Genomic DNA, 24,713 nt, shown 5'->3' with positions numbered 1-24,713 from the left:
GTAAACCCTTATCGAATGATGAGAAAACCTCTGTAAAAAACCCATTAACGTAAAGAGTGGTGCCAAGAAATGACGATAATGACATTGTCGGCGCTGGAAAATATGACACTAAAAGAGTTATATGCCCTCGCGAAACAGTACAAAATTGCCTACTATGGAAAACTAACAAAAAGAGAATTAATCTTTGCAATCCTGAAAATAAGGGCCGAACAGGAAGGTTTTTTCTTCTTGGAAGGCGTACTTGAAATCATCCAATCGGAAGGATACGGCTTCCTTCGCCCAATCAATTATTCTCCGAGTTCGGAAGATATCTATATTTCCGCCTCGCAAATCCGTCGCTTCGACCTCCGAAACGGGGACAAAGTGTCAGGCAAAGTTCGGCCTCCCAAAGAGTCGGAACGTTATTATGGACTCCTTCAGGTAGAAGCGGTCAATGGAGAAGATCCAGAAGTCGCACGTGAACGTGTCCACTTCCCAGCGCTCACACCGCTTTATCCAGATCGTCATATCAAGCTTGAAACGATAACAGATCCATCGAAACTATCAGCACGTATTATGGATCTCGTCTCGCCAGTCGGTTTCGGGCAGCGTGGTTTAGTTGTCGCACCCCCAAAAGCAGGGAAAACAATGTTGCTTAAGGAAATTGCGAACGCTATTTCCATTAATCATCCGGAAGCGGAATTGATTGTTCTCCTTATTGATGAAAGACCGGAAGAAGTGACGGATATCGAACGTTCAGTTAAAGCTGACGTTGTTAGTTCGACATTCGATGAAGTACCGGAGAATCATGTCAAAGTGGCTGAACTTGTCTTAGAAAGAGCGATGCGACTTGTGGAACACAAACGGGATGTTATCATCCTTATGGACTCCATCACACGACTTGCCCGTGCTTACAATCTTGTCATTCCACCGAGTGGACGTACACTGTCAGGTGGGATCGACCCGGCTGCATTCCATCGTCCGAAACGGTTCTTTGGTGCGGCACGTAATCTTGAAGAAGGCGGTAGTCTCACGATTCTTGCGACTGCATTGATAGATACGGGTTCCCGGATGGACGAAGTCATTTATGAAGAGTTCAAAGGAACAGGAAACATGGAACTTCATCTTGACAGAAGTCTGGCTGAGCGTCGAATCTTTCCTGCACTTGATATCCGTCGTTCAGGAACACGGAAAGAAGAGTTGCTTATCCCAACTGACCAACTGGATAGATTATGGGCAATCAGGAAAACGTTTTCCAGTGCGCATGATTTTACAGAACGTTTCATGAAAAAACTGGGCCAGACAAAAACGAATGAAGAGTTCTTTAATAAGCTCAATGAGGAAATGAAAGCCCATCGTAATGGCAAGGGATTGTTATAAGGGATTGGGGTTAATTTCGCCAAATAGACAATAAAAATAGTTGCATGGGAAAAGCAAATTTGTTATAATACTTTAAGTATGGTAACTGCCATCTGCTGCATATACGGTTGATAAATACGGACCGTGTAAGGCATCAGTCTTGCAATACCCCTATAATATAACTCTGTTCCAGATGGTCCAGGGCGAGAGGAGAGAGATTGATGAAAGCAGGAATTCATCCAGCTTATAAATTAGCAACTGTTATTTGTTCATGTGGAAACACGTTTGAAACAGGTTCTGTAAAAGGGGACATCCGAATTGAGCTTTGCTCAGAATGTCACCCATTCTACACTGGACGTCAGAAATTTGCTGCAGCGGACGGCCGCGTCGACCGCTTCAACAAAAAATATGGCCTTAAAGAAGAACTTAGCGACCAAGCATAAGGCTTTCGCAATACCCGTCAGGTGCATATGCGCCTAACGGGTATTTCTTTTTGTAATCTGTATAAAATAGCAGTGCACGAAAAAAAGACGTTAATTTCGGTGCGGCTTCGGGTATGATAGAAATTCCAATGAACATAGAGAGAATCTATATATGATCATAATTGGGCGAAAGGGGAATTGGCATGTACGTAACAATGCAAGGCGGCTGGATTGAAGTTATTTGCGGTAGTATGTTTTCAGGGAAATCGGAGGAATTGATACGTCGAATACGCCGGGCCCAATTTGCGAAACAAAAAATCGCAGTATTCAAACCAGAAATCGATGACCGTTATAGTGAAGAGGCGGTCGTTAGCCATAATGGAACAACGATCATCGCCAATCCAATCGCTAGTTCAACTCACATTAAAGAATTCATTTCAGATAACTATGATGTCATCGCAATCGACGAAGCTCAATTTTTTGATGAAGGAATTGTCGATGCAGCAATGGAATTAGCAGACCGGGGATTCCGCGTCATCGTCGCCGGACTTGACCAGGATTTCCGCGGGGAACCATTCGGACCGATGCCTCAGCTAATGGCAGTTGCTGAACATGTCACAAAGCTACAAGCCGTCTGTACAGTATGCGGCTCCCCATCAAGCAGGACGCAACGACTCATCAACGGCACACCAGCAGGCTATAACGATCCAATCATCCTTGTTGGAGCCTCAGAGGCATACGAACCAAGATGCCGCCAGCATCACGAAGTACCAAAAGGCATATCAGCCGTAAAAGAATAAAGTTGAATGGCCCGTCCGAAGAATCTGGACGGGTTTTATCGCGATGACACGTTGTCAACTCGCCATCCGCGGAGAAAAAACTGTATTTAACCAGCCGTATCCCGTACAATGAACGTACAAAACAGTCCTGAAAATGAGGTGTACACTATGTTTGAAAGGCTTCAAGTCGTCGAAGACCGATACGACCATTTAAATGAATTGCTAAGTGACCCTGATGTCGTGAGCGATATTACCAAACTTCGCGACTATTCGAAAGAGCAATCTAACCTACAAGATACGGTTGAAACGTATCGTGAATACAAAAATGGTCGTTTACACTATGACAATGCAAAAGAAATGTTGAACGACCCGCTTGACGATGACATGAAAGAACTCGTGAAAATGGAAATGTCCGAGCTTGAAGAACAAATCGAAACACTGGAAGTACGGCTGAAATTATTGCTCGTACCGAAAGATCCGAACGACAATAAAAACGTTATCATGGAAATTCGAGGTGCGGCAGGAGGTGATGAGGCGGCGTTATTCGCTGGAAGTTTGTTCCGCATGTATAGCCGTTACGCGGAAACGAATAACTGGAAAGTCGAAGTAATGGATTCATCCCCAACCGAACTCGGCGGTTTCAAGGAAATCATTTTCCTTATCAATGGCAAGGGGGCCTACTCCAAGTTGAAATTCGAAAATGGCGCGCATCGTGTGCAACGTGTGCCAGAAACGGAATCAGGCGGACGGACCCATACATCGACCGCGACCGTCGCATGTCTTCCGGAAGCAGAAGAAGTCGAAATCATCATCCATGAAAAAGATATCCGGACCGATACATTCTGTTCATCAGGTCCAGGTGGTCAATCTGTTAATACAACAATGTCTGCCGTTCGTTTGTTCCACTTACCAACAGGTATCACAGTTTCATGTCAGGATGAAAAATCGCAAATCAAAAACAAAGAAAAAGCGATGAAAGTACTAAGGGCCCGTATTTCCGATAAAATCACCCGGGAAGCACAAGCTAAATACGATGAAAAACGGAAATCAGCAGTCGGTACAGGTGATCGTTCTGAACGGATTCGCACATATAATTTTCCGCAAAACCGGGTAACTGACCACCGTATTGGCCTAACCATCCAGAAACTCGACCAGATCATCGAAGGGAAAATGGATGAAGTCATTGACGCACTCATCCTGGAAGAACAAGCCTATCGACTCGAAAGCCTCGATCGCAATGATTGAAAAAATCTATGAAGCTCTCCAGCGGGCTTCTTCTTTATTAGAAGAAAAAGGACTCGAAGCGAATATGGCGCCTATCTTGATGGAATTCATCACAAACAAAAATCGTGCCTCTTTACTCGCCGATTTACGTGAACCGCTTACTGACGAACAACGTAAAGCCTTTTGGAATAAAACGGGCGAACTACTTGAAGGAAAGCCTGTCCAATATGTCATCGGCATCGAATACTTTTACGGATATCCATTCAAGGTTGATGAAAATGTCCTCATTCCTCGTCCAGAAACAGAAGAACTCGTCTATGGTGCAATTGAACGTAGTCGAAACCTTTTTCACAATAAAGCAATTCGAGTGGCAGATATCGGAACAGGTAGTGGTGCTATCGCGGTTTCATTCAAAAAAGAATGGCCTGAAGCAAACGTCACAGCGACGGATATAAGTAAAGATGCGCTCTGTGTTGCGATGCAAAATGCAGAGACTAATGAAGCCGATATCCATTTTCGGCAAGGGGATCTAGCTGCGCCGATTGCGAACGAAAAATGGGACGTCATTCTTTCAAATCCACCGTATATTGCGCATGAAGAAGCGGTACAGATGTCGGCGACTGTTCTTGATCATGAACCACATAGTGCTTTATTCGCAGATGAAGACGGGCTTTTCTTTTATAGAAAACTTGCAGAAACGCTACCACTACTTATGAACAGACCATCACTAATAGGAGTCGAAATCGGTTACCTACAGGGTCAGGCTGTGCATAAACTATTCCAAGAAGCATTTCCTCAGGCGACTGTTGAAACGGTAAAAGATATAAATGGTAAAGACAGAATGATATATTGCAAGATTTATGAATAACTTTCCCCTACTCTGGTAACAATGCAGAGTAGGAGGGGATAGTAATGCTACCAGACTACGAGATAAAGAGGACTAAAACACGATTTGAAAAAGTGGTACCCTATATCGAACTAATTATCATGCTAATTATCATTCAGTCTATTATTATGCTATTCACAGCGGGGCCAGCTCAAGAAGATGCGATTCGTTTTCGACTTCTTGCCCATTCAGATGCCCCTGTCGATCAACAAATCAAAATGGAAATTCAGCGCAAGATTCAGCCTCTCATCGAAAAAGCAGTCAATACATCCCAGTCGAAAAAGGAACTTGGGGATAACTTAGCTGTACTTGAAAGCACAATCCTTGATGTGGCAAGTTCAATGTCGAATGGTAGAACGGTCTCCCTTGAACGAAAGGAAGCCTTATTTCCGCCTAAACGCTCCGGGCTTTTCATTCACCCGCAAGCGACTTACGACGCGTATATTTTGACAATTGGTAGCGGACGTGGAGATAACTGGTGGTGTGCAGTATTCCCGAAAATCTGTTATCCGGATGATGAAGAAGAGGGCAAGGAAGAAAAAGTGACATTCTTCATTTGGGAGTGGATAAAAGGGTTATTTGAATAGGCTTATCCACATTTTTTGTGGATAAATATGAAATTCTGTGTATAAGAAGGGATTTAACCTATGGAAACGCAACTAATTTTAGTGGATAACATTATGGATAACGAAAAAAAATATAAACAGGCTGTGGATATTTTAAAGAATGGTGGTGTCGTCGCTTTTCCTACGGAGACGGTCTATGGCCTCGGTGCACTTGCGACGGATGAACAAGCCGTCCAAAAAATCTTTGAAGCTAAAGGAAGACCGTCTGACAATCCGCTAATCGTACATATTGGCAAGAAAGAGGATGTCACAAAATACGCGACAGGCATAACAGAAGAAGGACAAGAGCTGATTGACGCATTCTGGCCAGGGCCGTTAACACTTGTCTTTGAAAAGATTCCAGGTATCATCGCACCAAATGTTACACCTGGTGTTGAAACGGTTGGTCTTCGCATGCCGAATCATCTCGTTGCTCTCGAACTTCTTCGTGCACTCGACGGACCCCTCGCTGCCCCGAGCGCCAATCGTAGCGGGAAACCAAGTCCCACGGAGGCTTCTCATGTCCACGATGATTTGAAAGGACTCATACCTCTTATTCTAGATTGTGGAAAAACAGGTATCGGGGTGGAATCCACGGTACTTGATATGACTACGAATCCGCCGACCATATTGCGGCCAGGGGGTACGACACGGGAGATGATTGAAAAGATTGTCGGTCCGGTAAATGCGGCAGGTGCGGATATAAGTGAAAAAGCACCCCGATCTCCAGGTATGAAGTATATGCATTATGCGCCAATTGCTCCTCTCTTCGTCATCGAACCCGATGCAGAGGCAATCCGCGAAGCCGTCAGGGTATTCCATTCCGAAGGGAAGCGTGTCGCGATAATCGGTCCGGATAATTTGGATATCATAGATGCGGACTGGTACTTCGCTATTGGACCACGTGATAACAATGAAGTGATGGCGGCCAACCTTTACCGAGCGCTCCGGCAATGTGATCTGACTAAGGCGGACATCATTCTAGCGGTCGAAACAGACTTGACGGGCGTCGGTGTCGCAGTCATGAACCGGTTAATGAAAGCGGCAGACGGCAAGCGTTACACCGACTGAAATGAAAACGAATGACCTCTCCGGGAAACGCATAAGATGGACTGATGCGTTTCTTGGGAGGTTGTTAATTTGATGGAGTTGTTCGCCGCAGGTATTACATCAATTGATGTAATAGTCGTCTATGCATTCATGAATATAAGAAAAGGAAAACTTATTCTGGCACTCTGGACTTCATTTCTCAATATGACATTGCCTTTTCTAGGATTCATCACAGGAGAATTGTCTACCCATTTATTTACTGCATGGAGCGGACTGTTATCAGGGGTGTTACTCGCATTGATAGGTATACATATGTTGCTGCAAGATAGCGATACAAATTCAGCGTCGAAACAGCTACATCCATTCCTCATTGCACTTGCGGTAAGCCTCGACAATTTTTCAGTAAGTGTCTCATTTGGAATGCTCCAGTTGGATAAAACCCTTTTCATCGCAGCCTCAGGATTATTTACCCTCGTACTTTCTTATTCGGCGCTCCTATTTAAAAGTCGGCTTGGCTTAAAAGCTGGAAATACTATTAGACGATTTGCTGGTCTTGCTTTGATAACTATGGGTGTAATGTCATGTTTTCGTTGAATTTCACTATTTCTTTATTCGTAAAACTCAGTTATTCTGTATATGGAAGGTGGAAGCGATGAATATATATTTTGTTTGTACAGGGAATACTTGCAGGAGTCCTATTGCTGAGGCAATCCTGCGCTCAAAAATGCTAGACAATGTAACAGTACGCTCAGCAGGCATTCATGCGCAGAATGGGCGACCGATTTCTTCAAATGCGCAAACACTTATTCAAGAAGTGGACATGCCGCATACACCTATATCTAGAGCCGTTTCAAGCGAGGATTTGGAGTGGGCTGACCTCATTTTAACAATGACAGGAGCGCATAGATCTATTCTCCTCGACATGTACCCCAAGGTGGGAATGAAAACGTTCACGTTGAAAGAATTTGTACGACCAGACTCAAAGGGTGATGTGCTTGATCCTTTCGGTGGGAACCTCAAAACGTATCGCCGGACATTTGATGAGTTACAAGAGCTAATCGAGGTGCTTGAACAGAAATTGGTGGAGGGAAAAGAATGATAGGGAATAGAACCAAGAAATTCGGATTACAAATAAAACTCGTGTTGTTTGTTACGATACTCGCTATTGTCACGTACACGACGAGTGCAGTGATTATTAATATTTTACAGCCACAGTTTTTCCCGAACTTCAATCCAATCTGGTTTGCGGTGATAACGTATACAATGGGGATATTTTGGTCAGGGGTACTGGCGGCAGTATTCGGGATAATATTGGTGAGACCCTTACAAAACTTGGAGCAAGCGGCTATTAAAGTTGCGAATGGGGAAATCGGTGCAGATATTGAGCTTCCGAATTCATCCGATGAAATTCGCTCAGTGGCGGAAGCGTTTCAACATATGGTCCTCAATCTGCGTACAATTGTAGGTCAAATCGAGACCAACTTTGAAAAAACTGCAAGCACAGTCGATAAATTGTCGGCTGAAACAGGGGAAGCTTCGAGACAAGCGGATGCAGTTGCATCAACGATTATGCAGATTTCTTCAGGTGCAGAAGAATCAGCAATCTCCATTCAACAAACAGCGGAAGCAATCGAAGATATCCGATTACTTGCAGTTGAAGTGAGTAAACGGTCTGAAGATTCTTCCCATCGTTCAGAAGAGATGCTTGGGGAACTCGTCCGTACCACAGAGGTATTTCGCACACTTGTTGAAGGCATTCGGAATATGTCGATGCAAAGTGAACTGTCACTCGGTACGATTAGACAGCTTGATAATAATGCACAGAAAATCGGGGAAATCGTTCAATTTGTAGGGAACATTGCAGCTCAGACCAATTTACTCGCACTAAATGCTTCCATTGAGGCAGCGCGTGCGGGTGAACATGGTAAAGGATTCGCCATCGTTGCAGAAGAGGTCCGTATTCTGGCGGATGAAAGTGCGAGGGCAGTACAAGGTATTTCAGGACTCGTTGCGACAATCCAGAAAGATGTATCTAAAGTAGTAAAAGAAATGGAACAACAAGTGAAAACCGCGGCAGTTGAAGCGGAGCGTGCGAATGAGACTAGTGAAAACGTCGAAGCGATGGCGTCCAAGGTGAATGATATGGCAGAATCTGTTGTTGAAATTAAAAAATTTGTCGAACATCAGTTGACGAATATTGAAACAACAGCACAGCAATCACAGGAAGTCGCAGCAATCGCTGAGGAGACTTCTGCAGGCTCTGAAGAAGTTAGGGCGGCAACAGAGGAACAAGTACAATCCATTGACCAGGTGGATGCGATGGCTGTCGAATTGAAGAAGCAATCTGAAGAGCTCTATGATGTGATAAGTCAATTTGATAGAACAAAATAATTCGTGTATTTAAGTTGGAATTACACATACTTGTTTGACACGTTTGTTTAAACTATTCAAGTATAAATGGGCCGGCGATCTTTCGTTCAACTTATGCAATAATAATTTCAGCCCCAATTTAACAGTGGGCTGTGTTTTTTTATCGGGAAAATGGTAGAATGAGTTGTGAGTAAATTATGAAAAGAGGGGCGCAATGAGAATCGCGATTTCTTCAGATCATGGCGGCAATAATCTTCGTCGTGAAATCATTCGGTTATTAGTGGAGATGGAGGTGGAATTTGTTGATTTAGGGCCGGATACAGACGAATCTGTCGATTATCCGGACTATGCGGCGCCTGTAGCAAATGGTGTTGCGTCGGGCAACTTCGACCGTGGTATTCTGATTTGTGGCACAGGAATTGGGATGTCAATCGCTGCGAATAAAGTAAAAGGAATCAGATGTGCACTTGTCCATGATGTTTTCAGCGCGAAAGCAACAAGACAACATAATGATTCGAACATGCTTGCAATGGGTGAACGTGTCATTGGTTTTGGCCACGCAAGAGAAATCGTTGCGACTTGGATAAAAACACCGTTCGAAGGTGGGCGTCACGAGTGCAGAATTGAAAAATTAATGGAACTTGAGGACTGAAAAAGGCAGGTGGAAAAATAGTGGATGCTTTGAATTTATGGAAGCTTCAACTTGAACAACTGTTATCCGAAATGGCCGAACAGGCCATTCCTGTCCCAGGAACGGTGTTCGTCGTCGGCTGTTCGACTTCTGAAATTGTCGGTAAACGAATCGGTACTGCAGGCGTTTTCGAAGTCGGGGAAGCATTATATGGCCCCTTGAAAGCTTTTGCAGAAAAATATAAACTGTATCTCGCATTTCAAGGCTGCGAACATATAAACAGGGCACTGACGATTGAGCGTCATGCAGCACAAAAATTTAATCTGGATCCTGTTTCGGTTATTCCTGCGATCCATGCGGGAGGCTCCATGTCCACATATGCGTACCGGCATATGGAAGAACCAGTCGTCGTAGAATCAATCCGTGCAGATGCTGGTATTGACATCGGACAAACATTGATTGGCATGCATTTGAAACCAGTTGCAGTTCCAATTAGAACGTCGATTCGAACAATAGGTGACGCAGTTGTCACGATTGCTACAACACGACCGAAGTTAATTGGTGGTAAACGGGCGCTTTATAAAGAATAATTAGCTTTTCGACATCAAAAATCGAGTTGTCGAAAATTAATTTAACCTTATTCAGCAGAAGTCTCCCACTTCAATAAGTGGTGAGATTTTGCAAAGTTCGTAGCAAAATCAGTGGGGGTTTCAAACCCCTGCTGAATAAAGTTAAAGCCTTCGGCGAATGCCGCGGATTTTAAAAAGAGTGAATTGAGCAAGCTTAATTCAAAATCCAGGCGCAAATACGCCGAGGCGTATTTGATAAACAGAAAAGGGGAAATGACAACATGGATTTGAACAACGTAAAACGTGAAGATGAAGCAGTATATGGAGCGATTATGGCGGAGAAAAATCGTCAAAATGCGAATATCGAACTTATCGCATCAGAAAACTTCGTTACAGAAGCAGTTATGGAAGCGCAAGGATCTTATTTGACAAACAAATATGCAGAAGGCTATCCTGGTAAACGTTATTATGGTGGATGCGAACACGTAGACGTTGTTGAAGACATCGCACGTGACCGCGTGAAAGAAATTTTCGGTGCCGCTTATGCAAACGTTCAACCGCATTCTGGTGCACAAGCGAACATGGCTGTCTATTTCATGGCTCTCAAACCGGGCGACACAGTTCTCGGCATGAACCTTTCCCACGGTGGACACTTGACACACGGTAGCCCAGTGAACTTCTCTGGCGAATTGTACAACTTCGTTGATTACGGCGTCGGCAAGGAAGACGAAAGAATCGACTACGAAGATGTTCGTCAAAAAGCACTCGAACATAAACCGAAAATGATTGTCGCGGGCGCAAGCGCTTATCCACGCGAAATCGATTTTGCTAAATTCCGCGAAATTGCAGATGAAGTCGGCGCTTATCTATTTGTAGACATGGCACATATCGCAGGGCTTGTTGCAGTTGGCGAACACCCGAATCCAGTTCCACATGCACATTTTGTCACGTCGACAACACATAAAACATTGCGCGGACCACGTGGTGGAATCATCCTTGTCAACGAGGAGTTCGCTGCGGAATTCGGTCGTAAACTTGACAAATCAATCTTCCCAGGAATCCAAGGCGGACCTCTTATGCACGTAATCGCTGCCAAAGCAGTTGCATTCGGCGAAGCATTGAAACCTGAATTCAAAACGTATATCCAACAAGTGAAGAAAAATGCTCACGCACTAGCTGAAGCATTCGTCGCTGAAGGAATCGATATCGTTTCTGGCGGTACGGATAACCACCTTCTCCTTGTAAATCTCCGGTCACTCGGAATTACAGGGAAAATTGCAGAGCATGTATTGGATGAAGTCGGCATCACTGTAAACAAAAACACAATTCCATTCGATACAGAAAGCCCATTCGTCACATCAGGAGTACGCATCGGTACACCAGCTGTCACAACACGTGGCTTCAAAGAAGAGGAAATGAAAGAAATCGCATCAATCATGGCAAAACTTCTTAAAAATCACGAAGATGAAGAAGTGAAAAAAGAAGTACAACAAAGAGTCGCAGCACTAACGGACAAGTATCCTTTATATGCATAACTAAAAAAGATAAGCCACTATCCTCGGATAGTGGCTTATCTTTTTTCAAGCGACCAATCCCACGCGCAAGCGACCAATCCCACGCGCAAGCGACCAATCCCACGCGCAAGCGACCAATCCCACGCACAATTAACAAACTTATCAAATTGCAATAGCAACCGCCAAAGTATAGTTTCAAATATGCCGAAACTCATCCACTTCTGTTATAATAAACAGGACATTCCCAAAAGGAGCGATAGCACATGACAAAAGTACATGTTTTTGATCATCCATTAATCCAACACAAACTGACGTACATACGTGACATCAACACAGGAACAAAAGAATTCAGAGAACTCGTCGATGAAGTGGCAACACTCATGGCATATGAAATCACGCGGGACCTCCCACTGAAAGAAGTGGAAGTTGAAACACCTGTTTGTAAAGCGACATCGAAAATACTTGCCGGAAAGAAACTCGGCATCGTACCAATCCTACGCGCAGGTATTGGTATGGTAGATGGCATCCTCAATCTAATCCCAGCGGCGAAAGTGGGCCATATAGGCCTATATCGTGACCCAGAAACATTATTGCCAATTGAATATTATGTAAAACTCCCTTCTGACGTTTCAGAACGCGACTTCATCCTGGTCGATCCAATGCTTGCTACAGGCGGATCCGCAATTGAAGCTGTCAATTCATTAAAAAAACGAGGAGCTAAAAACATTAAATTTATGTGTTTGATTGCAGCTCCAGAAGGCGTCAAGGCGTTGACAGAAGCACATCCAGATGTGGATGTTTACATCGCAGCACTCGATGAAAAACTCGATGAAAAAGGCTATATTGTCCCAGGACTAGGGGATGCGGGCGACAGACTATTCGGTACAAAATGATGTGGAAGGCGGGAATAATTTGAAGAAAAGATGGAAAGTGATGACAATCTTTGGTACGCGGCCGGAAGCCATTAAAATGGCGCCACTCGTATTGGAATTACAAAAGCATCCGGACGACATCGAATCGATTGTTACGGTGACAGCGCAACATCGCCAAATGCTCGATCAAGTACTTCAAACATTCGACATCACACCCGACTATGATCTTAATATAATGAAAGAGCGCCAGACACTGATAGATGTCGCAACGCGTGGACTTGAAGGACTCGATCGAATTTTGAAAGAAGCCCAACCCGATATCGTGCTCGTACATGGAGATACGTCAACGACATTCATCGGTAGTCTTGCTGCGTTCTACAATCGAATTTCGGTTGGACATGTGGAAGCAGGACTCCGCACTTGGGACAAATATTCTCCATATCCCGAAGAAATGAATCGTCAGTTGACTGGCATTATCGCGGATCTTCATTTCTCACCAACGGAAAAATCGGCTCGCAATCTAATAGATGAAGGGAAACCGGAAAATCGTATTTATATCACAGGAAATACAGCGATTGACGCCCTTCAGACAACAGTACGTGAACACTATTCACATCCCGTTCTCGATAAAGTCGGAACGGACAAACTCGTATTATTGACTGCGCATCGCCGCGAAAACCTAGGCGAGCCGATGCGTAATATGTTCCGTGCCGTCAATCGTCTACTTGCAAAACATGAGGATATTCAAGTGATTTATCCTGTTCACATGAACCCGGCCGTCCGCGAAGTAGCTGACGAACTTCTCGGAGATAACAATCGTGTCCATCTAATCGAACCACTTGAAGTTATCGATTTCCACAACTTTGCGGCCCGCTCCCATATCATTTTAACCGATTCAGGCGGTATCCAAGAAGAAGCACCGTCACTCGGCAAGCCAGTCATCGTCCTACGAAACACTACAGAACGACCAGAAGGAATCGAGGCAGGAACATTAAAACTTGCCGGCACGGATGAAGATACTATCTTCAATTTAACGGATACACTCCTCACCGACAACGAAGAATACAATAGAATGGCGCATGCCTCAAATCCTTACGGAGATGGACATGCTTCCGAACGAATTGTCGAAGCGTTAAAAGGATATCTCTCTTCATTAAAATAAAATTAGAAAAAACGGCCGGTTCATCCCGGTCGTTTTTTCTGCATTTTCATAGTACAGGACTCGGGACATTGTAAATAGTTTTTTGTAGTCTGGAATCATCAATCAATAATCACCTTTGTTGGTATCAAAGTGTTTCCGGGGGAAATAGCATAGAATTTCAGCAAAAAGCTACAATAAACTATTTTAGTTATAGTGAGACTCAAACCCTTTAAAGTATTGACTTTTGGTTTCCTGGTTACCATCCAAATTCGCTTTGTCCCGAGTCCTGTAGTAGGGATCAGGATTCCGGACCGTCTTGGTATCAGCCAGAACCATTTTGAAATCCCTTTAAATTCAGACCGATAATCCAAAAATGACACAGCAATCACACAATAACTTCTTAATATTGTCGATTGTTTGACAAAAAGAACAGTTTGTGAAGAAAATCGCGGGAATCAATTGACATCAAATTTCGCCTATTGTATGCTTACAAAGGATGAGAATGTTGGGTGCTGCAGACATATGAAATAATACAAGATTATGAATGGCAAAGGTTTCCTATCGAGCTCATCATTATCTACGTCGAAAGTGAAAAAAAACGTAGTGTTGTATTGCATGAGAGGAAACATATAAACCCACCCTATCTCACTCTATTCAATGCTATTTTCGTATCTTTAGGCTCCATCCTTTTTGGAGCCGTTGCCTACAGAAAAGAGGAAGCGTCTGGCTACTATAGCCTAGGCAAGTAACTGACCTGGATGGCGAAACAGGAACACCCCGCAATACCCAGTGATTTGTTTGCAACTAAACGTACGATTAGCGACAAAACTCCATAAGAAGCCGAAAATACGAATCAGGAGAATCACCTATCATGGAATCATTGCAAGAAATACATAGAAGGCAAAAGAAAGTTCTCTTTTTTTTGCTCGCATTGTTCATTCTTGGTTGGGGATTTACCGACTTTAAACAGATTTGCGCAGGATTAATCCTCGGATCTCTATTTGGATTGTATAATTTCTGGATTCTTGTCCGTAGAATGGAAAGATTTGACCGTGCAATTACGGCTGGTAAAGGGAGAGCATCACTTGGGACGGCGATGCGTTTCGCATCTGGTGTAGCTGCGGCCGCAATAGCAATATCGTTGCCGGAAAAATTTGATTTGATCAGTACGGTGATTGGTCTAATGATTCCATATATCCTATTATTAACTGATAGGATACTATTTCACACAAAGCACCATTAAATCCGACTGTGAAAGGGAGGTGAATGAAACTTGAACCATGAAAATCCGTTGGTCGTGGCTTTTAGAGACACAGCTTTCGAAATGACTTTCAACCTATCGAACATATTGATGCTTTTTGTAACCTCACTTATTGTCTTTCTCATCGCATTTTTCGCTACACGAAATTTGAAGGTGAAACCGACTGGGTTGCAAAACATCATGGAATGGATTATGGACTTTGTAAAAGGTATCATTAAAAACAACATGGACTGGAAAACGGGTGGTCAATTCCATATACTTGGAATAACACTACTCATGTTTATTTTCGTAGCAAACGTCCTTGGGCTTCCATTCTCTATTACTTGGGATCATGTACTTTGGTGGAAATCACCAACAGCCGATCCAGTCATCACAATGACGCTCGCAGTAATGGTTGTTGTTTTAACACATTTCTACAGTATTAAACTTCTTGGTTTTAAGGCGTATGGGAAGAGTTACATAAAACCAATTCCGTTTTTAGCGCCATTAAAAGTTATAGAAGAGTTTGCAAATACGTTGACACTCGGTCTCCGTCTTTACGGTAACATTTATGCGGGTGAGATTTTGATAGGTCTTCTCGCGTCACTTGGAGCTACCGGTGCGTTAGGATTCGCAGGCGCATTACTACCAGCACTTGCTTGGCAAGGTTTCTCGATCTTCATCGGAGGAATCCAAGCATTCATCTTCGTTATGTTAACGATGGTCTACATGGCACATAAAATCAACACAGACCATTAAACATATACTGCTCGTTTTAACGGGTGAAATAACAAAAAACTCGAAAATACAGGAGGAAATTATACTATGGTAGGTTCAGTAGGTTTATTAGCAGCAGCAATCGCAATTGGTCTTGGTGCACTAGGTGCAGGTATTGGTAACGGTATGATTGTATCTAAAACAGTTGAAGGAATCGCTCGTCAACCAGAATTACGAGGCGTACTTCAAACAACAATGTTCATCGGGGTTGCACTAGTTGAGGCCCTTCCGATCATTGCTACAGTTGTTGCGTTCATCGTTATGAACAAATAATAAAGAAAAAGGTAAGAAGACTAGGACTTTATTTCTTCTTTATTAAATGGCGAAGTGAGCAATACGAAAACCTTCGCCATTCCTTTATGTCAATGAAGCTAATTAGTTAGAAAACAATGAGTACTTTTCATAATTAAAGAGACATTTAAGCTCTTGAAGGGAGTGAAACAATCGTGTTTTTGGATACCTTCGTCCTATTGTCTGCAAATGCTGATAAAGGATTTTTTGATAGGCTAAACACCGGCGACATTATCGCCCAGCTCGGGTTTTTCCTAATTCTCATGTTACTTCTTAAAAAGTTTGCATGGGGACCACTTATGGGCATGATGGATCAACGTGCCGAATTGATTGCAAATGAAATTGATTCAGCTGAAAAAAGCCGATTGGAATCACACAAGCTTCTTGAAGAACAACGTAGTTTGTTGAAAGAAGCGCGTGAAGATTCACAGTCGATCGTTGAAAATGCACGTAAACAAGGTGAAGCACAACGTCAAGAACTTATGACAGCTGCTCGCGCTGAAGTGGGCCGTATGAAAGAAGCGGCGACACTCGAAATTGCTACAGAAAAAGAAAAAGCTGTTGCTGCGGTTCGTGAAGAATTCGTATCACTCTCCATCCTTGCTGCATCTAAAGTTCTTGGGAAAGAGATTTCTGAAGAAGATAACCGTGCATTGATTGAAGAGACAATTCTGAAGGCAGGCGAAGGGCGATGAGCCAATCGATTGCGGCAAAACGGTACGCACTTGCATTGTTTGAACTAGCACAGAAAAATGGACAAACTGGACCAATCCAAGAAGATTTACTTGAATTAAAGAAAGTTTTCCAAACGAATAAAGAGCTTAGCCAATTACTTGATTCACCAAGATTAAAAGCGGCGAAAAAGAAAGAGCTTCTTGCAGAGTTATTCAAAGGTGCTAATCAGCTCATATTGAATACATTGTATGTAATGCTCGACAAAAAACGCTTGGATGAGGTTGTAAACCTTGTTGACGAATTTACCGCATATTCGAATGATGCTGCGGGCGTCGCTGAAGCGAAAGTGTATTCTACAGTTCCATTGACGGCTGATGAAAGCCAAGCTATCTCTTCTGCGTTCGCGCAAAAAGTTGGTAAAAAAGTATTGCGTATAGAAAATATCATCGATCCGAGCCTACTCGGGGGCATTCGTCTCCAAATTGGTAATATAATCTACGACAGCAGCCTAAGCGCTAAGCTTGAGCGACTGAAACGGGATCTCATCGGTTCATAAATCAGAAATTTGAGGGGTGACATGCATGAGCATCAAAGCTGAGGAAATCAGTGTTCTCATAAAACAGCAGATTGAAAATTACCAATCTGAGATGAAAGTGAGCGAGGTAGGTACAGTTATCCAAATTGGTGACGGTATCGCACGTGCTCATGGCCTCGACAACGTCATGGCTGGGGAACTTCTTGAGTTCTCTACTGGCGTCATGGGTCTGGCTCAAAACTTGGAAGCGAACAATGTTGGTATCGTTATCCTAGGGCCTTACACAGACATCAAAGAAGGCGATGAAGTACGTCGAACAGGCCGTATTATGGAAGTTCCTGTTGGTGAAGCATTAATTGGACGCGTTGTTAATCCACTTGGCCAACCAGTTGATGGATTAGGTCCGATCGCAACGACAAAAACTCGTCCAATTGAAAGCCCGGCACAAGGGGTTATGGCGCGTAAATCCGTTCATGAACCACTTCAAACCGGCATTAAAGCGATTGACGCACTTGTACCAATCGGCCGTGGACAGCGTGAGTTGATTATCGGTGACCGTCAAACAGGTAAAACGACAGTCGCGATCGATACAATCTTAAACCAAGCTGACCAAGATATGATTTGTATTTATGTTGCAATCGGACAAAAAGAATCAACAGTTCGTGGTGTTGTTGAAACACTTCGTAAAAACGGCGCACTTGATTACACAATCGTTGTTACGGCTTCTGCTTCACAACCATCGCCACTATTATACCTTGCGCCTTATGCAGGAATAACGATGGCTGAGGAATTCATGTTCCAAGGTAAGCACGTTCTAATTGTTTATGATGACCTATCTAAACAAGCAGCGGCATACCGTGAACTTTCCTTGCTTCTTCGTCGTCCTCCTGGCCGTGAAGCTTATCCTGGTGACGTTTTCTATCTTCACTCTCGTTTACTTGAACGTGCCGCGAAGTTGAACGATACACTTGGAGCAGGTTCTATCACAGCATTACCATTCGTTGAAACACAAGCTGGGGATATCTCTGCTTATATTCCAACGAACGTAATTTCTATCACTGATGGACAAATATTCCTTCAATCTGACCTATTCTTCTCGGGTGTACGTCCAGCGATTAACGCCGGTCTTTCCGTTTCCCGTGTTGGTGGTTCAGCGCAAATCAAAGCAATGAAAAAAGTTGCGGGTACACTACGTCTAGACCTTGCGGCATACCGTGAGCTTGAAGCATTCTCACAATTTGGATCAAACCTGGATTCTGCAACGCAAGCAAAATTGGACCGCGGAGCGCGTACAGTTGAAATCTTGAAGCAAGACTTGAATAAACCATTTAAAGTTGAACAGCAAGTAATGGTTCTTTACGCATTGACACGTGGATTCCTAGACGATATCGCAGTCAAAGACATTCTACGTTTCGAAAGCGAACTTTTAAGCTGGCTCGAATCTAACCACACTAGCGTTTTAGATCATATTCGTACGACGAAAGACCTTCCGGCTGATGAATTGATGGCAGAAGCACTCAATACATTCAAGAAGACATTCGCACGTTCAGAATAACTTTTGTTTGACGAAGAACGTCCAAACGATTGTAAAAAAACAATAAGGTGGTGAGAATTGCCAATGGCATCTTTACGCGACATAGAAAACCGTATTAAATCGACGAAAAAGACCAGTCAGATTACGAAAGCAATGCAAATGGTCTCTGCTTCTAAATTGAGCCGTGCCGAGCTGAATGCAAAAGCGTTCATCCCGTACATGGAGAAAATCCAGGAAGTTGTAGGTTCAATCGCAGCTGGAACAAGTGACTTAAGTCATCCGATGATGGTAACTAGACCCGTCAAAAAGACAGGTTATATCGTTATCACATCAGACCGTGGACTTGTAGGGGGTTATAACGCTAACATCCTACGTATCGCAAAACGTGCAATTGAAGTGCGTCACTCTTCGAAAGAAGAAGTAAGCATCATTGCAATCGGTCAAAAAGGCCACGACTTTTTCGAACGACTTGGTTTCAACATAGTTGAAAGTAAGATTGGTCTAACTGACCACCCTACTTTTGGTGAAATTAGAGATATCGCGAATCGTGCTGTTGGCATGTTCACAGAAGGCGAGTATGACGAAGTGTACTTGTACTACAACCACTTCGTCTCCGCCATCGCAAGTGAAGTGACGGAAAAGAAATTTCTTCCACTCACGGACATCACATCGACTTCCGCTACAACTTCTTATGAGTTTGAGCCTTCAGGTGAAGCAATACTTGAAGTGCTTCTTCCGCAATACGCGGAAAGTCTTATATACGGAGCTGTAATCGACGGAAAAGCGAGTGAACATGCTTCCAGTATGACAGCGATGAAAACTGCTACAGATAATGCTGCAGATTTAATAGATTCTTTAACACTTTCATTCAACCGTGCACGACAAGCTGCGATCACTCAGCAAATTACCGAAATCGTCGGCGGCGTTGCAGCTCTTGAGTAAGAGTGAAAAATGTACGGCAAAGAGTAAGACAGGAGGGGAAAAGTATGAATAAAGGACATGTTCTTCAAGTTATGGGACCGGTCGTTGACGTCAAGTTCGAAGATGGTCAACTTCCAGCAATCTATAATGCATTGAAGGTCCAAATTGAACGTCCAAACGCTGAGCCTGAAACGTTGACACTTGAAGTCGCGTTACACCTCGGAGATGATTCTGTACGTACAATTGCAATGTCTTCAACAGATGGTCTGCAACGAGGTTCCGTAGTTGACGATATGGGTTCAGCGATTACTGTTCCAGTTGGTGACATTACACTTGGACGCGTATTTAACGTACTTGGAGAAATTATCGACCTTGGTGAGGAAGTTCCGGCATCAGAACGTCGTGACCCAATTCACCGTTTAGCTCCAGTATTTGAAAACCTTTCAACTGAAGTTGAAATTCTTGAAACAGGTATTAAAGTTGTTGACCTACTAGCACCTTATATTAAAGGTGGTAAAATCGGCCTCTTCGGTGGTGCGGGTGTAGGGAAAACAGTTCTTATTCAAGAATTGATCAATAACATCGCTCAGGAACACGGTGGTATTTCCGTATTCGCAGGCGTTGGAGAACGTACACGTGAAGGAAATGACTTGTTCTACGAAATGACAGATTCCGGTGTTATCACGAAAACGGCAATGGTATTCGGTCAAATGAACGAACCGCCTGGTGCGCGTATGCGTGTTGCACTTACAGGTTTAACAATGGCAGAATACTTCCGTGACGAACAAGGTGCGGACGTTCTTCTGTTCATCGATAACATCTTCCGCTTTACACAAGCGGGATCTGAAGTTTCGGCATTACTTGGCCGTATGCCATCAGCAGTTGGTTACCAACCTACACTGGCAACGGAAATGGGTATGCTTCAGGAACGTATCACATCTACAAACCTTGGTTCAGTTACGTCTATCCAAGCAATCTATGTACCAGCGGATGACTACACTGACCCAGCTCCTGCAACAACGTTCGCTCACCTTGATGCAACGACGAACCTTGAGCGTAAACTTTCTGAAATGGGTATCTACCCAGCTGTTGACCCGCTCGCATCGACTTCCCGTGCACTAAGCCCGGAAATCGTTGGTGAAGAGCATTACGCAATTGCACGTCAAGTGCAGCAGACACTTCAGCGTTACCGTGAACTTCAAGATATCATCGCAATCCTTGGTATGGATGAGCTTGGTGAAGAAGATAAGCAGTTAGTTGGACGCGCACGTCGTATCCAGAACTTCCTATCACAAAACTTCCACGTTGCTGAACAGTTTACAGGACAAAAAGGATCTTACGTACAAGTAACTGAAACTGTTAAAGGTTTCAGTGACATCCTTAAAGGTACGTATGACCATCTACCAGAAGATGCATTCCGACTTGTCGGTCGCATCGAGGAAGTTATTGCAAAAGCGAAAAGTATGGGTGTAGAAGTTTAACTTAATTCAGCAGGATTCAAATCCCTGCCGAATCAAGTTAAAGCCTCTGGCGGATGCCACAGATTTTTTTAGGGGAGTAATATCGAGCAAGCTCCGGTCTGCGTGATGCAGGTTTGGTTAGCTGGGAGGAATTGAATTTCCTTCCTCCTTGTTGTCGCAAGGACGCGACGCCTTGTTGTCGCAAGGATGCGACGACCTTAGGCTAACTTCCTTACTTGATCTGGGCGCAAATACGTCGAGGCGTATTTGATTAGAAGGGACCAGGAGGGGAAAAAATGAAGACAATGAAAGTCAATATCGTCACTCCCGACGGCCCTGTTTGTGAAACTGATGCGAACATGATCATCGCAGTCACCGAAACTGGTGAAATGGGTATTCTTCCCGGCCACATCGCGATGGTCGCACCACTTCGGATCGGTGCACTTCGCCTGAAGAAGGACGACTCGACAGAACATATAGCTGTACACGGTGGTTTTCTTGAAATCCGTCCGGATGTTGTCACTGTTTTAGCACAAAGTGCAGAAATGGCTTCCACAATCGATATCGCTCGTGCGAAAAAAGCGGCAAAACGTGCGGAAGAGGCACTTCAGGCAAAAGAGGAGAACCTTGATTTTAAATTGGTGGAACTTGAACTGAAACGTGCCATCAACCGAATCGACGTATATGAAACAAGAGCTTAATTTTTTGTGGATAATGATGGCGGACAGAGGGAAGCGTTTCTTCTGTCCGCTTTTTTACCGCAACATGATAAGTGCTTCCTATGTAACGGAAAACGCCCACTTGATTTGAATTTTCACTGTATGACATTGAAAGGGGATTGTCCCGTGAGTGGTATTATTGGATTTCAACCGTTGTTGGCAATCGTTTCACATATTTTTTTCATCGCTATCTCATTTTATGCATTACAAGCAATCATGCCAGAAAAAATCATTAAAAAGAACCGTGTTATGCAGGCTCAACTTTTATTCATTTTACTTAGCATAGCCATCGGATGGGCCGTATCGAATTTCTTTTTAGAGATATCCTATTGGTCAGGAAAGCTTCCATATATGTTCACATGAATTTTTTGATTAATTATAGAACTAAGACTTTTAAGGAATATCCACGACGGAATGAGATATGAATTGATTTGTTCCATGTTATCGCTGCGTATACGAAAATAATCTAGGATTGCATGACTACTGACCTACATCGTGTATGGGGCGATGGCATGAAAAAGTCATCTCAATTGATGAAAAAGTTTTGCTGTGAGACACACTCGAAGCACTCACTCTATATGACACAAAACATCAAAAGTACTCATAATATAGACTACATGGTAGCTAATAGGCAAAGTAATCCAAGTGCTGCTTGTTTATTTCGTGTGGACATTGTACAATGGTATATGTTTTTATATGAAGTTTATAACAATAAGAAATTAGGATAGATGAAAGCATCTTGTATAGATACAACTTAGGAGTCGGAGGGACTAGTTTTGGATAAAATCATTATAAACGGTGGACGTGTATTGAAAGGGAATGTTCGGGTTGAGGGTGCTAAAAATGCCGTGTTGCCGATACTCGCAGCCGCATTACTAGCATCTGAAGGAGTAAACGTCATACGTGACGTTCCCAATCTTTCGGATGTTGGAACGATTAATGAAGTGTTAAAGAGTTTGAATGCGAAAGTGGACTATTTCCCTAAATTAAATGAAGTGATTATTGATTCTTCGGATACGCTTTCAAATGAAGCACAATTTGAATATGTAAGGAAAATGCGGGCGTCTATTCTTGTTATGGGACCTCTCTTAGCACGTAATGGTTTTGCACGTGTTGCTCTTCCAGGGGGATGTGCAATTGGATCACGTCCAATTGATCAACATTTAAAAGGCTTTGAAGCGATGGGTGCGGAAATCACATTTGGTCATGGACATGTTGAAGCGAAAGCGGAGAATGGCCTAAAGGGAGCAAAAATCTACTTGGATTTCCCAAGCGTCGGTGCAACAGAAAACATAATGACTGCAGCTGCCCTGGCAACAGGCACGACAATAATTGAGAATGCGGCGAAAGAGCCGGAAATTGTAGACCTAGCTAATTTTATCAATGAAATGGGCGGTAAAGTGGTAGGAGCAGGTACAGATACAATCCGAATTGAAGGTATGCTGAAATTAGTAGGTACAATGCATCATATTATCCCTGATCGCATTGAGACAGGTACCTTTATGGTAGCGGCAGCAATTACAGGCGGCAATGTCATTATTGAAAATGCAGTTCCCGAGCATAATGCTGCACTTATCTCTAAACTAGGTGAAATGGGCGTCGTTATCACAGAGCAGGAGGAAGGGATCCGTGTTACTGCGGAACTTCCATTAAAATCCGTTGACCTAAAAACGATGCCACATCCTGGCTTCCCAACAGATATGCAATCTCAAATGATGGCACTAATGCTGACTTCGGTGGGAACGAGTGTGCTGACTGAAACGGTCTTTGAAAATCGTTTCATGCACGTCGAAGAATTTCGCCGGATGAATGCGGCCATTAAAATCGAAGGCAGATCAGTGATTATGACGGGACCATCTGAGCTGCAAGGTGCTGAAGTAGCTGCTACGGATTTACGTGCAGCGGCGGCTCTCATCATTGCTGGACTAGTTGCGGAAGGTGTCACACGTGTAACGGAATTGTCTCATCTGGACCGCGGATATGTTAATTTCCATGGAAAACTAGCGGCACTTGGAGCGGATATTGTCCGGGTCTCACCCGAAACACAAATTGGGAAAACTGTACAACTTGTCTGACTAAAAATCCATAGCCGATAAAAAAAGACCTGTAGAGAATTTACTACGGTCTTTTTTGTGTTTTGTTAAAAAGCATGAATAAACTTGATGGTAGTTCATATAATCGACTATGGACAAACTATTGACTGTTTTATTCATCCTACTCTTATTTCTCATACCCTTTTTATTGAAACAAGCGCCGGAAATGGAAGTTGAAAAAAAAGCAAAAGAAGTAAAGGAAGAACTTTGCCCTGTCGATATTACGGTTTCCGGCGTAGACAAGCCAATACCACTTGAGGAATACATCGTTGGGGTCGTCGCGGCGGAAATGCCAGTTACATTTCATGTGGAAGCGTTGAAGGCCCAGTCGGTTGCTGCTCGTACATATTCACTTAGGGCGACGGATAGCGGGAAGAAGCCTATTGCTGCCAATGTTTCCGCTCAAGTTTTTGTCACTGAAGCAGAGCGGAAAAAACGTTGGGGGAAAGAATTCGAGAACAACGAGCGAAAAGTTCGTGCAGCGGTGAAAGCGACTGAAGGAGATGTATTAGTATTTGGGGAAGAAATAATATCGGCGATGTTCTTTTCTACTTCTAATGGTCAGACTGAAACGGCGCAGAACTTCAGCGGCAATGATGTTCCCTATCTACAGAGCGTTGAAAGTCCTGGGGAGGAGGACGTCGCGCCGAAATTCGAACAAAAGTCAGAAATGAAACTTGCTGAATGGAACAAAGTACTCGGTGTCGAATGGGACGCCGGTCGATTCGGATCATTGCAACTCATACGTAATCCGACAGGCCGTGTCCAGAAGGCCGTAACAACCGGTTTTGAGGTGAGTGGTCGGGAAATGCGAGAATTGTTAGGACTTGCATCAACAGATTTTGATATTGCATTTGACGTAACTAACAAGATTGTCCATGTGACAACAACGGGATATGGTCATGGGGTCGGTATGAGCCAGTATGGAGCAGAGGCGTACGCACAGAAAGGATGGACGGCAGAAAGTATTCTTCTACATTATTACAGCGGCACAAAAATAAAAAAGTTCACTCTACTCGATTCAAAATGTTTAAAAACGTCCTCACTTGCAGACAATAGCGAGTGAG

General features: G+C 43.5%; 28 protein-coding genes. All 28 read left to right on the top strand.

Annotation, left to right across the window (positions count from 1 at the left end):
- Positions 1-69 precede the first annotated feature (69 nt).
- The 28 genes from rho to spoIID all read left to right on the top strand — a co-directional run bounded on the left by rho (position 70) and on the right by spoIID (position 24,712).
- Complete coding sequence (gene rho / locus H4683_RS13845) at positions 70-1,359, top strand: transcription termination factor Rho (RefSeq protein ID WP_192599414.1); 1,290 nt, start codon at positions 70-72, stop codon at positions 1,357-1,359.
- A gap of 200 nt (positions 1,360-1,559) precedes the next feature.
- On the top strand, positions 1,560-1,781 hold the full coding sequence (gene rpmE, locus H4683_RS13840) for a 50S ribosomal protein L31 (RefSeq protein ID WP_192599413.1): 222 nt from the start codon (positions 1,560-1,562) through the stop codon (positions 1,779-1,781).
- Positions 1,782-1,963: 182 nt separating this feature from the next.
- The gene (locus H4683_RS13835) at positions 1,964-2,560 is read left to right on the top strand and encodes a thymidine kinase (RefSeq protein ID WP_192599412.1); all 597 of its coding nucleotides are present in this window, start codon (positions 1,964-1,966) and stop codon (positions 2,558-2,560) included.
- A gap of 147 nt (positions 2,561-2,707) precedes the next feature.
- Positions 2,708-3,784, top strand: coding sequence for a peptide chain release factor 1 (prfA, locus tag H4683_RS13830; RefSeq protein ID WP_192599411.1), 1,077 nt, complete (start codon positions 2,708-2,710; stop codon positions 3,782-3,784).
- Positions 3,714-4,631 carry a peptide chain release factor N(5)-glutamine methyltransferase gene (gene prmC, locus H4683_RS13825; protein ID WP_225942093.1) on the top strand — a complete coding sequence of 306 codons (918 nt, stop codon included), beginning with the start codon at positions 3,714-3,716 and terminating at the stop codon, positions 4,629-4,631. Before prfA ends, prmC begins: the two co-directional genes overlap by 71 nt.
- 44 nt (positions 4,632-4,675) lie before the next feature.
- Positions 4,676-5,236, top strand: a complete 561-nt coding sequence (locus H4683_RS13820) for a stage II sporulation protein R (protein ID WP_192599410.1) — start codon at positions 4,676-4,678, stop codon at positions 5,234-5,236.
- 60 nt (positions 5,237-5,296) lie between these two features.
- Positions 5,297-6,325 carry an L-threonylcarbamoyladenylate synthase gene (locus tag H4683_RS13815; protein WP_192599409.1) on the top strand — a complete coding sequence of 343 codons (1,029 nt, stop codon included), beginning with the start codon at positions 5,297-5,299 and terminating at the stop codon, positions 6,323-6,325.
- A gap of 72 nt (positions 6,326-6,397) precedes the next feature.
- Positions 6,398-6,898 (top strand): manganese efflux pump MntP, encoded by a 501-nt coding sequence (locus H4683_RS13810; protein ID WP_225942098.1) that lies wholly within the window; start codon positions 6,398-6,400, stop codon positions 6,896-6,898.
- Positions 6,899-6,956: 58 nt separating this feature from the next.
- Entirely contained in the window at positions 6,957-7,403 is a 447-nt protein-coding gene (locus H4683_RS13805) for a low molecular weight protein arginine phosphatase (RefSeq protein WP_192599407.1), read from the top strand.
- Entirely contained in the window at positions 7,400-8,695 is a 1,296-nt protein-coding gene (locus H4683_RS13800) for a methyl-accepting chemotaxis protein (RefSeq protein WP_192599406.1), read from the top strand. Before H4683_RS13805 ends, H4683_RS13800 begins: the two co-directional genes overlap by 4 nt.
- A 193-nt stretch (positions 8,696-8,888) precedes the next feature.
- A complete protein-coding gene (rpiB, locus tag H4683_RS13795) occupies positions 8,889-9,326 on the top strand; it encodes a ribose 5-phosphate isomerase B (RefSeq protein WP_192599405.1) in 438 nt (145 codons plus the stop codon).
- Between the two features lie 20 nt (positions 9,327-9,346).
- Positions 9,347-9,895: a TIGR01440 family protein gene (locus tag H4683_RS13790; RefSeq protein WP_192599404.1), complete on the top strand. Its 549-nt coding sequence runs from the start codon at positions 9,347-9,349 to the stop codon at positions 9,893-9,895.
- Between the two features lie 260 nt (positions 9,896-10,155).
- The gene (gene glyA / locus H4683_RS13785) at positions 10,156-11,409 is read left to right on the top strand and encodes a serine hydroxymethyltransferase (RefSeq protein WP_275403085.1); all 1,254 of its coding nucleotides are present in this window, start codon (positions 10,156-10,158) and stop codon (positions 11,407-11,409) included.
- Between the two features lie 242 nt (positions 11,410-11,651).
- Complete coding sequence (upp, locus tag H4683_RS13780; RefSeq protein WP_192599403.1) at positions 11,652-12,281, top strand: uracil phosphoribosyltransferase; 630 nt, start codon at positions 11,652-11,654, stop codon at positions 12,279-12,281.
- A 19-nt stretch (positions 12,282-12,300) separates the two neighbouring features.
- Positions 12,301-13,422, top strand: a complete 1,122-nt coding sequence (wecB, locus tag H4683_RS13775) for a non-hydrolyzing UDP-N-acetylglucosamine 2-epimerase (protein ID WP_192599402.1) — start codon at positions 12,301-12,303, stop codon at positions 13,420-13,422.
- 488 nt (positions 13,423-13,910) lie between these two features.
- Complete coding sequence (locus H4683_RS13770) at positions 13,911-14,150, top strand: hypothetical protein (RefSeq protein ID WP_192599401.1); 240 nt, start codon at positions 13,911-13,913, stop codon at positions 14,148-14,150.
- A gap of 122 nt (positions 14,151-14,272) precedes the next feature.
- Complete coding sequence (locus tag H4683_RS13765) at positions 14,273-14,644, top strand: ATP synthase subunit I (protein ID WP_192599400.1); 372 nt, start codon at positions 14,273-14,275, stop codon at positions 14,642-14,644.
- Positions 14,645-14,674: 30 nt separating this feature from the next.
- The gene (gene atpB / locus H4683_RS13760; protein ID WP_192599399.1) at positions 14,675-15,400 is read left to right on the top strand and encodes a F0F1 ATP synthase subunit A; all 726 of its coding nucleotides are present in this window, start codon (positions 14,675-14,677) and stop codon (positions 15,398-15,400) included.
- Positions 15,401-15,466: 66 nt separating this feature from the next.
- Positions 15,467-15,691: a F0F1 ATP synthase subunit C gene (atpE, locus tag H4683_RS13755; RefSeq protein WP_192599398.1), complete on the top strand. Its 225-nt coding sequence runs from the start codon at positions 15,467-15,469 to the stop codon at positions 15,689-15,691.
- A gap of 173 nt (positions 15,692-15,864) precedes the next feature.
- Positions 15,865-16,404, top strand: a complete 540-nt coding sequence (gene atpF / locus H4683_RS13750; RefSeq protein WP_192599397.1) for a F0F1 ATP synthase subunit B — start codon at positions 15,865-15,867, stop codon at positions 16,402-16,404.
- Positions 16,401-16,940, top strand: coding sequence for a F0F1 ATP synthase subunit delta (locus H4683_RS13745; RefSeq protein ID WP_192599396.1), 540 nt, complete (start codon positions 16,401-16,403; stop codon positions 16,938-16,940). The genes atpF and H4683_RS13745 overlap by 4 nt, the downstream gene beginning before the upstream one ends.
- A gap of 25 nt (positions 16,941-16,965) precedes the next feature.
- A complete protein-coding gene (gene atpA, locus H4683_RS13740) occupies positions 16,966-18,474 on the top strand; it encodes a F0F1 ATP synthase subunit alpha (RefSeq protein WP_192599395.1) in 1,509 nt (502 codons plus the stop codon).
- Between the two features lie 63 nt (positions 18,475-18,537).
- Positions 18,538-19,395: an ATP synthase F1 subunit gamma gene (gene atpG, locus H4683_RS13735; RefSeq protein ID WP_192599458.1), complete on the top strand. Its 858-nt coding sequence runs from the start codon at positions 18,538-18,540 to the stop codon at positions 19,393-19,395.
- A 44-nt stretch (positions 19,396-19,439) separates the two neighbouring features.
- Positions 19,440-20,855, top strand: coding sequence for a F0F1 ATP synthase subunit beta (gene atpD / locus H4683_RS13730; RefSeq protein ID WP_192599394.1), 1,416 nt, complete (start codon positions 19,440-19,442; stop codon positions 20,853-20,855).
- A gap of 275 nt (positions 20,856-21,130) precedes the next feature.
- Entirely contained in the window at positions 21,131-21,535 is a 405-nt protein-coding gene (locus H4683_RS13725; protein WP_192599393.1) for a F0F1 ATP synthase subunit epsilon, read from the top strand.
- Positions 21,536-21,679: 144 nt separating this feature from the next.
- On the top strand, positions 21,680-21,916 hold the full coding sequence (locus H4683_RS13720) for a DUF1146 family protein (RefSeq protein ID WP_338062472.1): 237 nt from the start codon (positions 21,680-21,682) through the stop codon (positions 21,914-21,916).
- A gap of 413 nt (positions 21,917-22,329) precedes the next feature.
- A complete protein-coding gene (gene murA / locus H4683_RS13715) occupies positions 22,330-23,628 on the top strand; it encodes a UDP-N-acetylglucosamine 1-carboxyvinyltransferase (RefSeq protein WP_192599392.1) in 1,299 nt (432 codons plus the stop codon).
- 109 nt (positions 23,629-23,737) lie between these two features.
- Positions 23,738-24,712: a stage II sporulation protein D gene (gene spoIID / locus H4683_RS13710; RefSeq protein ID WP_192599391.1), complete on the top strand. Its 975-nt coding sequence runs from the start codon at positions 23,738-23,740 to the stop codon at positions 24,710-24,712.
- Position 24,713 lies beyond the last annotated feature (1 nt).

Origin of the sequence: Sporosarcina limicola, assembly GCF_014873855.1 — a bacterium.
GTDB classification, from domain to species: domain Bacteria; phylum Bacillota; class Bacilli; order Bacillales_A; family Planococcaceae; genus Sporosarcina; species Sporosarcina limicola.
The sequence above is the reverse complement of the archived record's forward strand: the minus strand, read 5'-3'. Positions and strand labels throughout refer to the sequence as shown.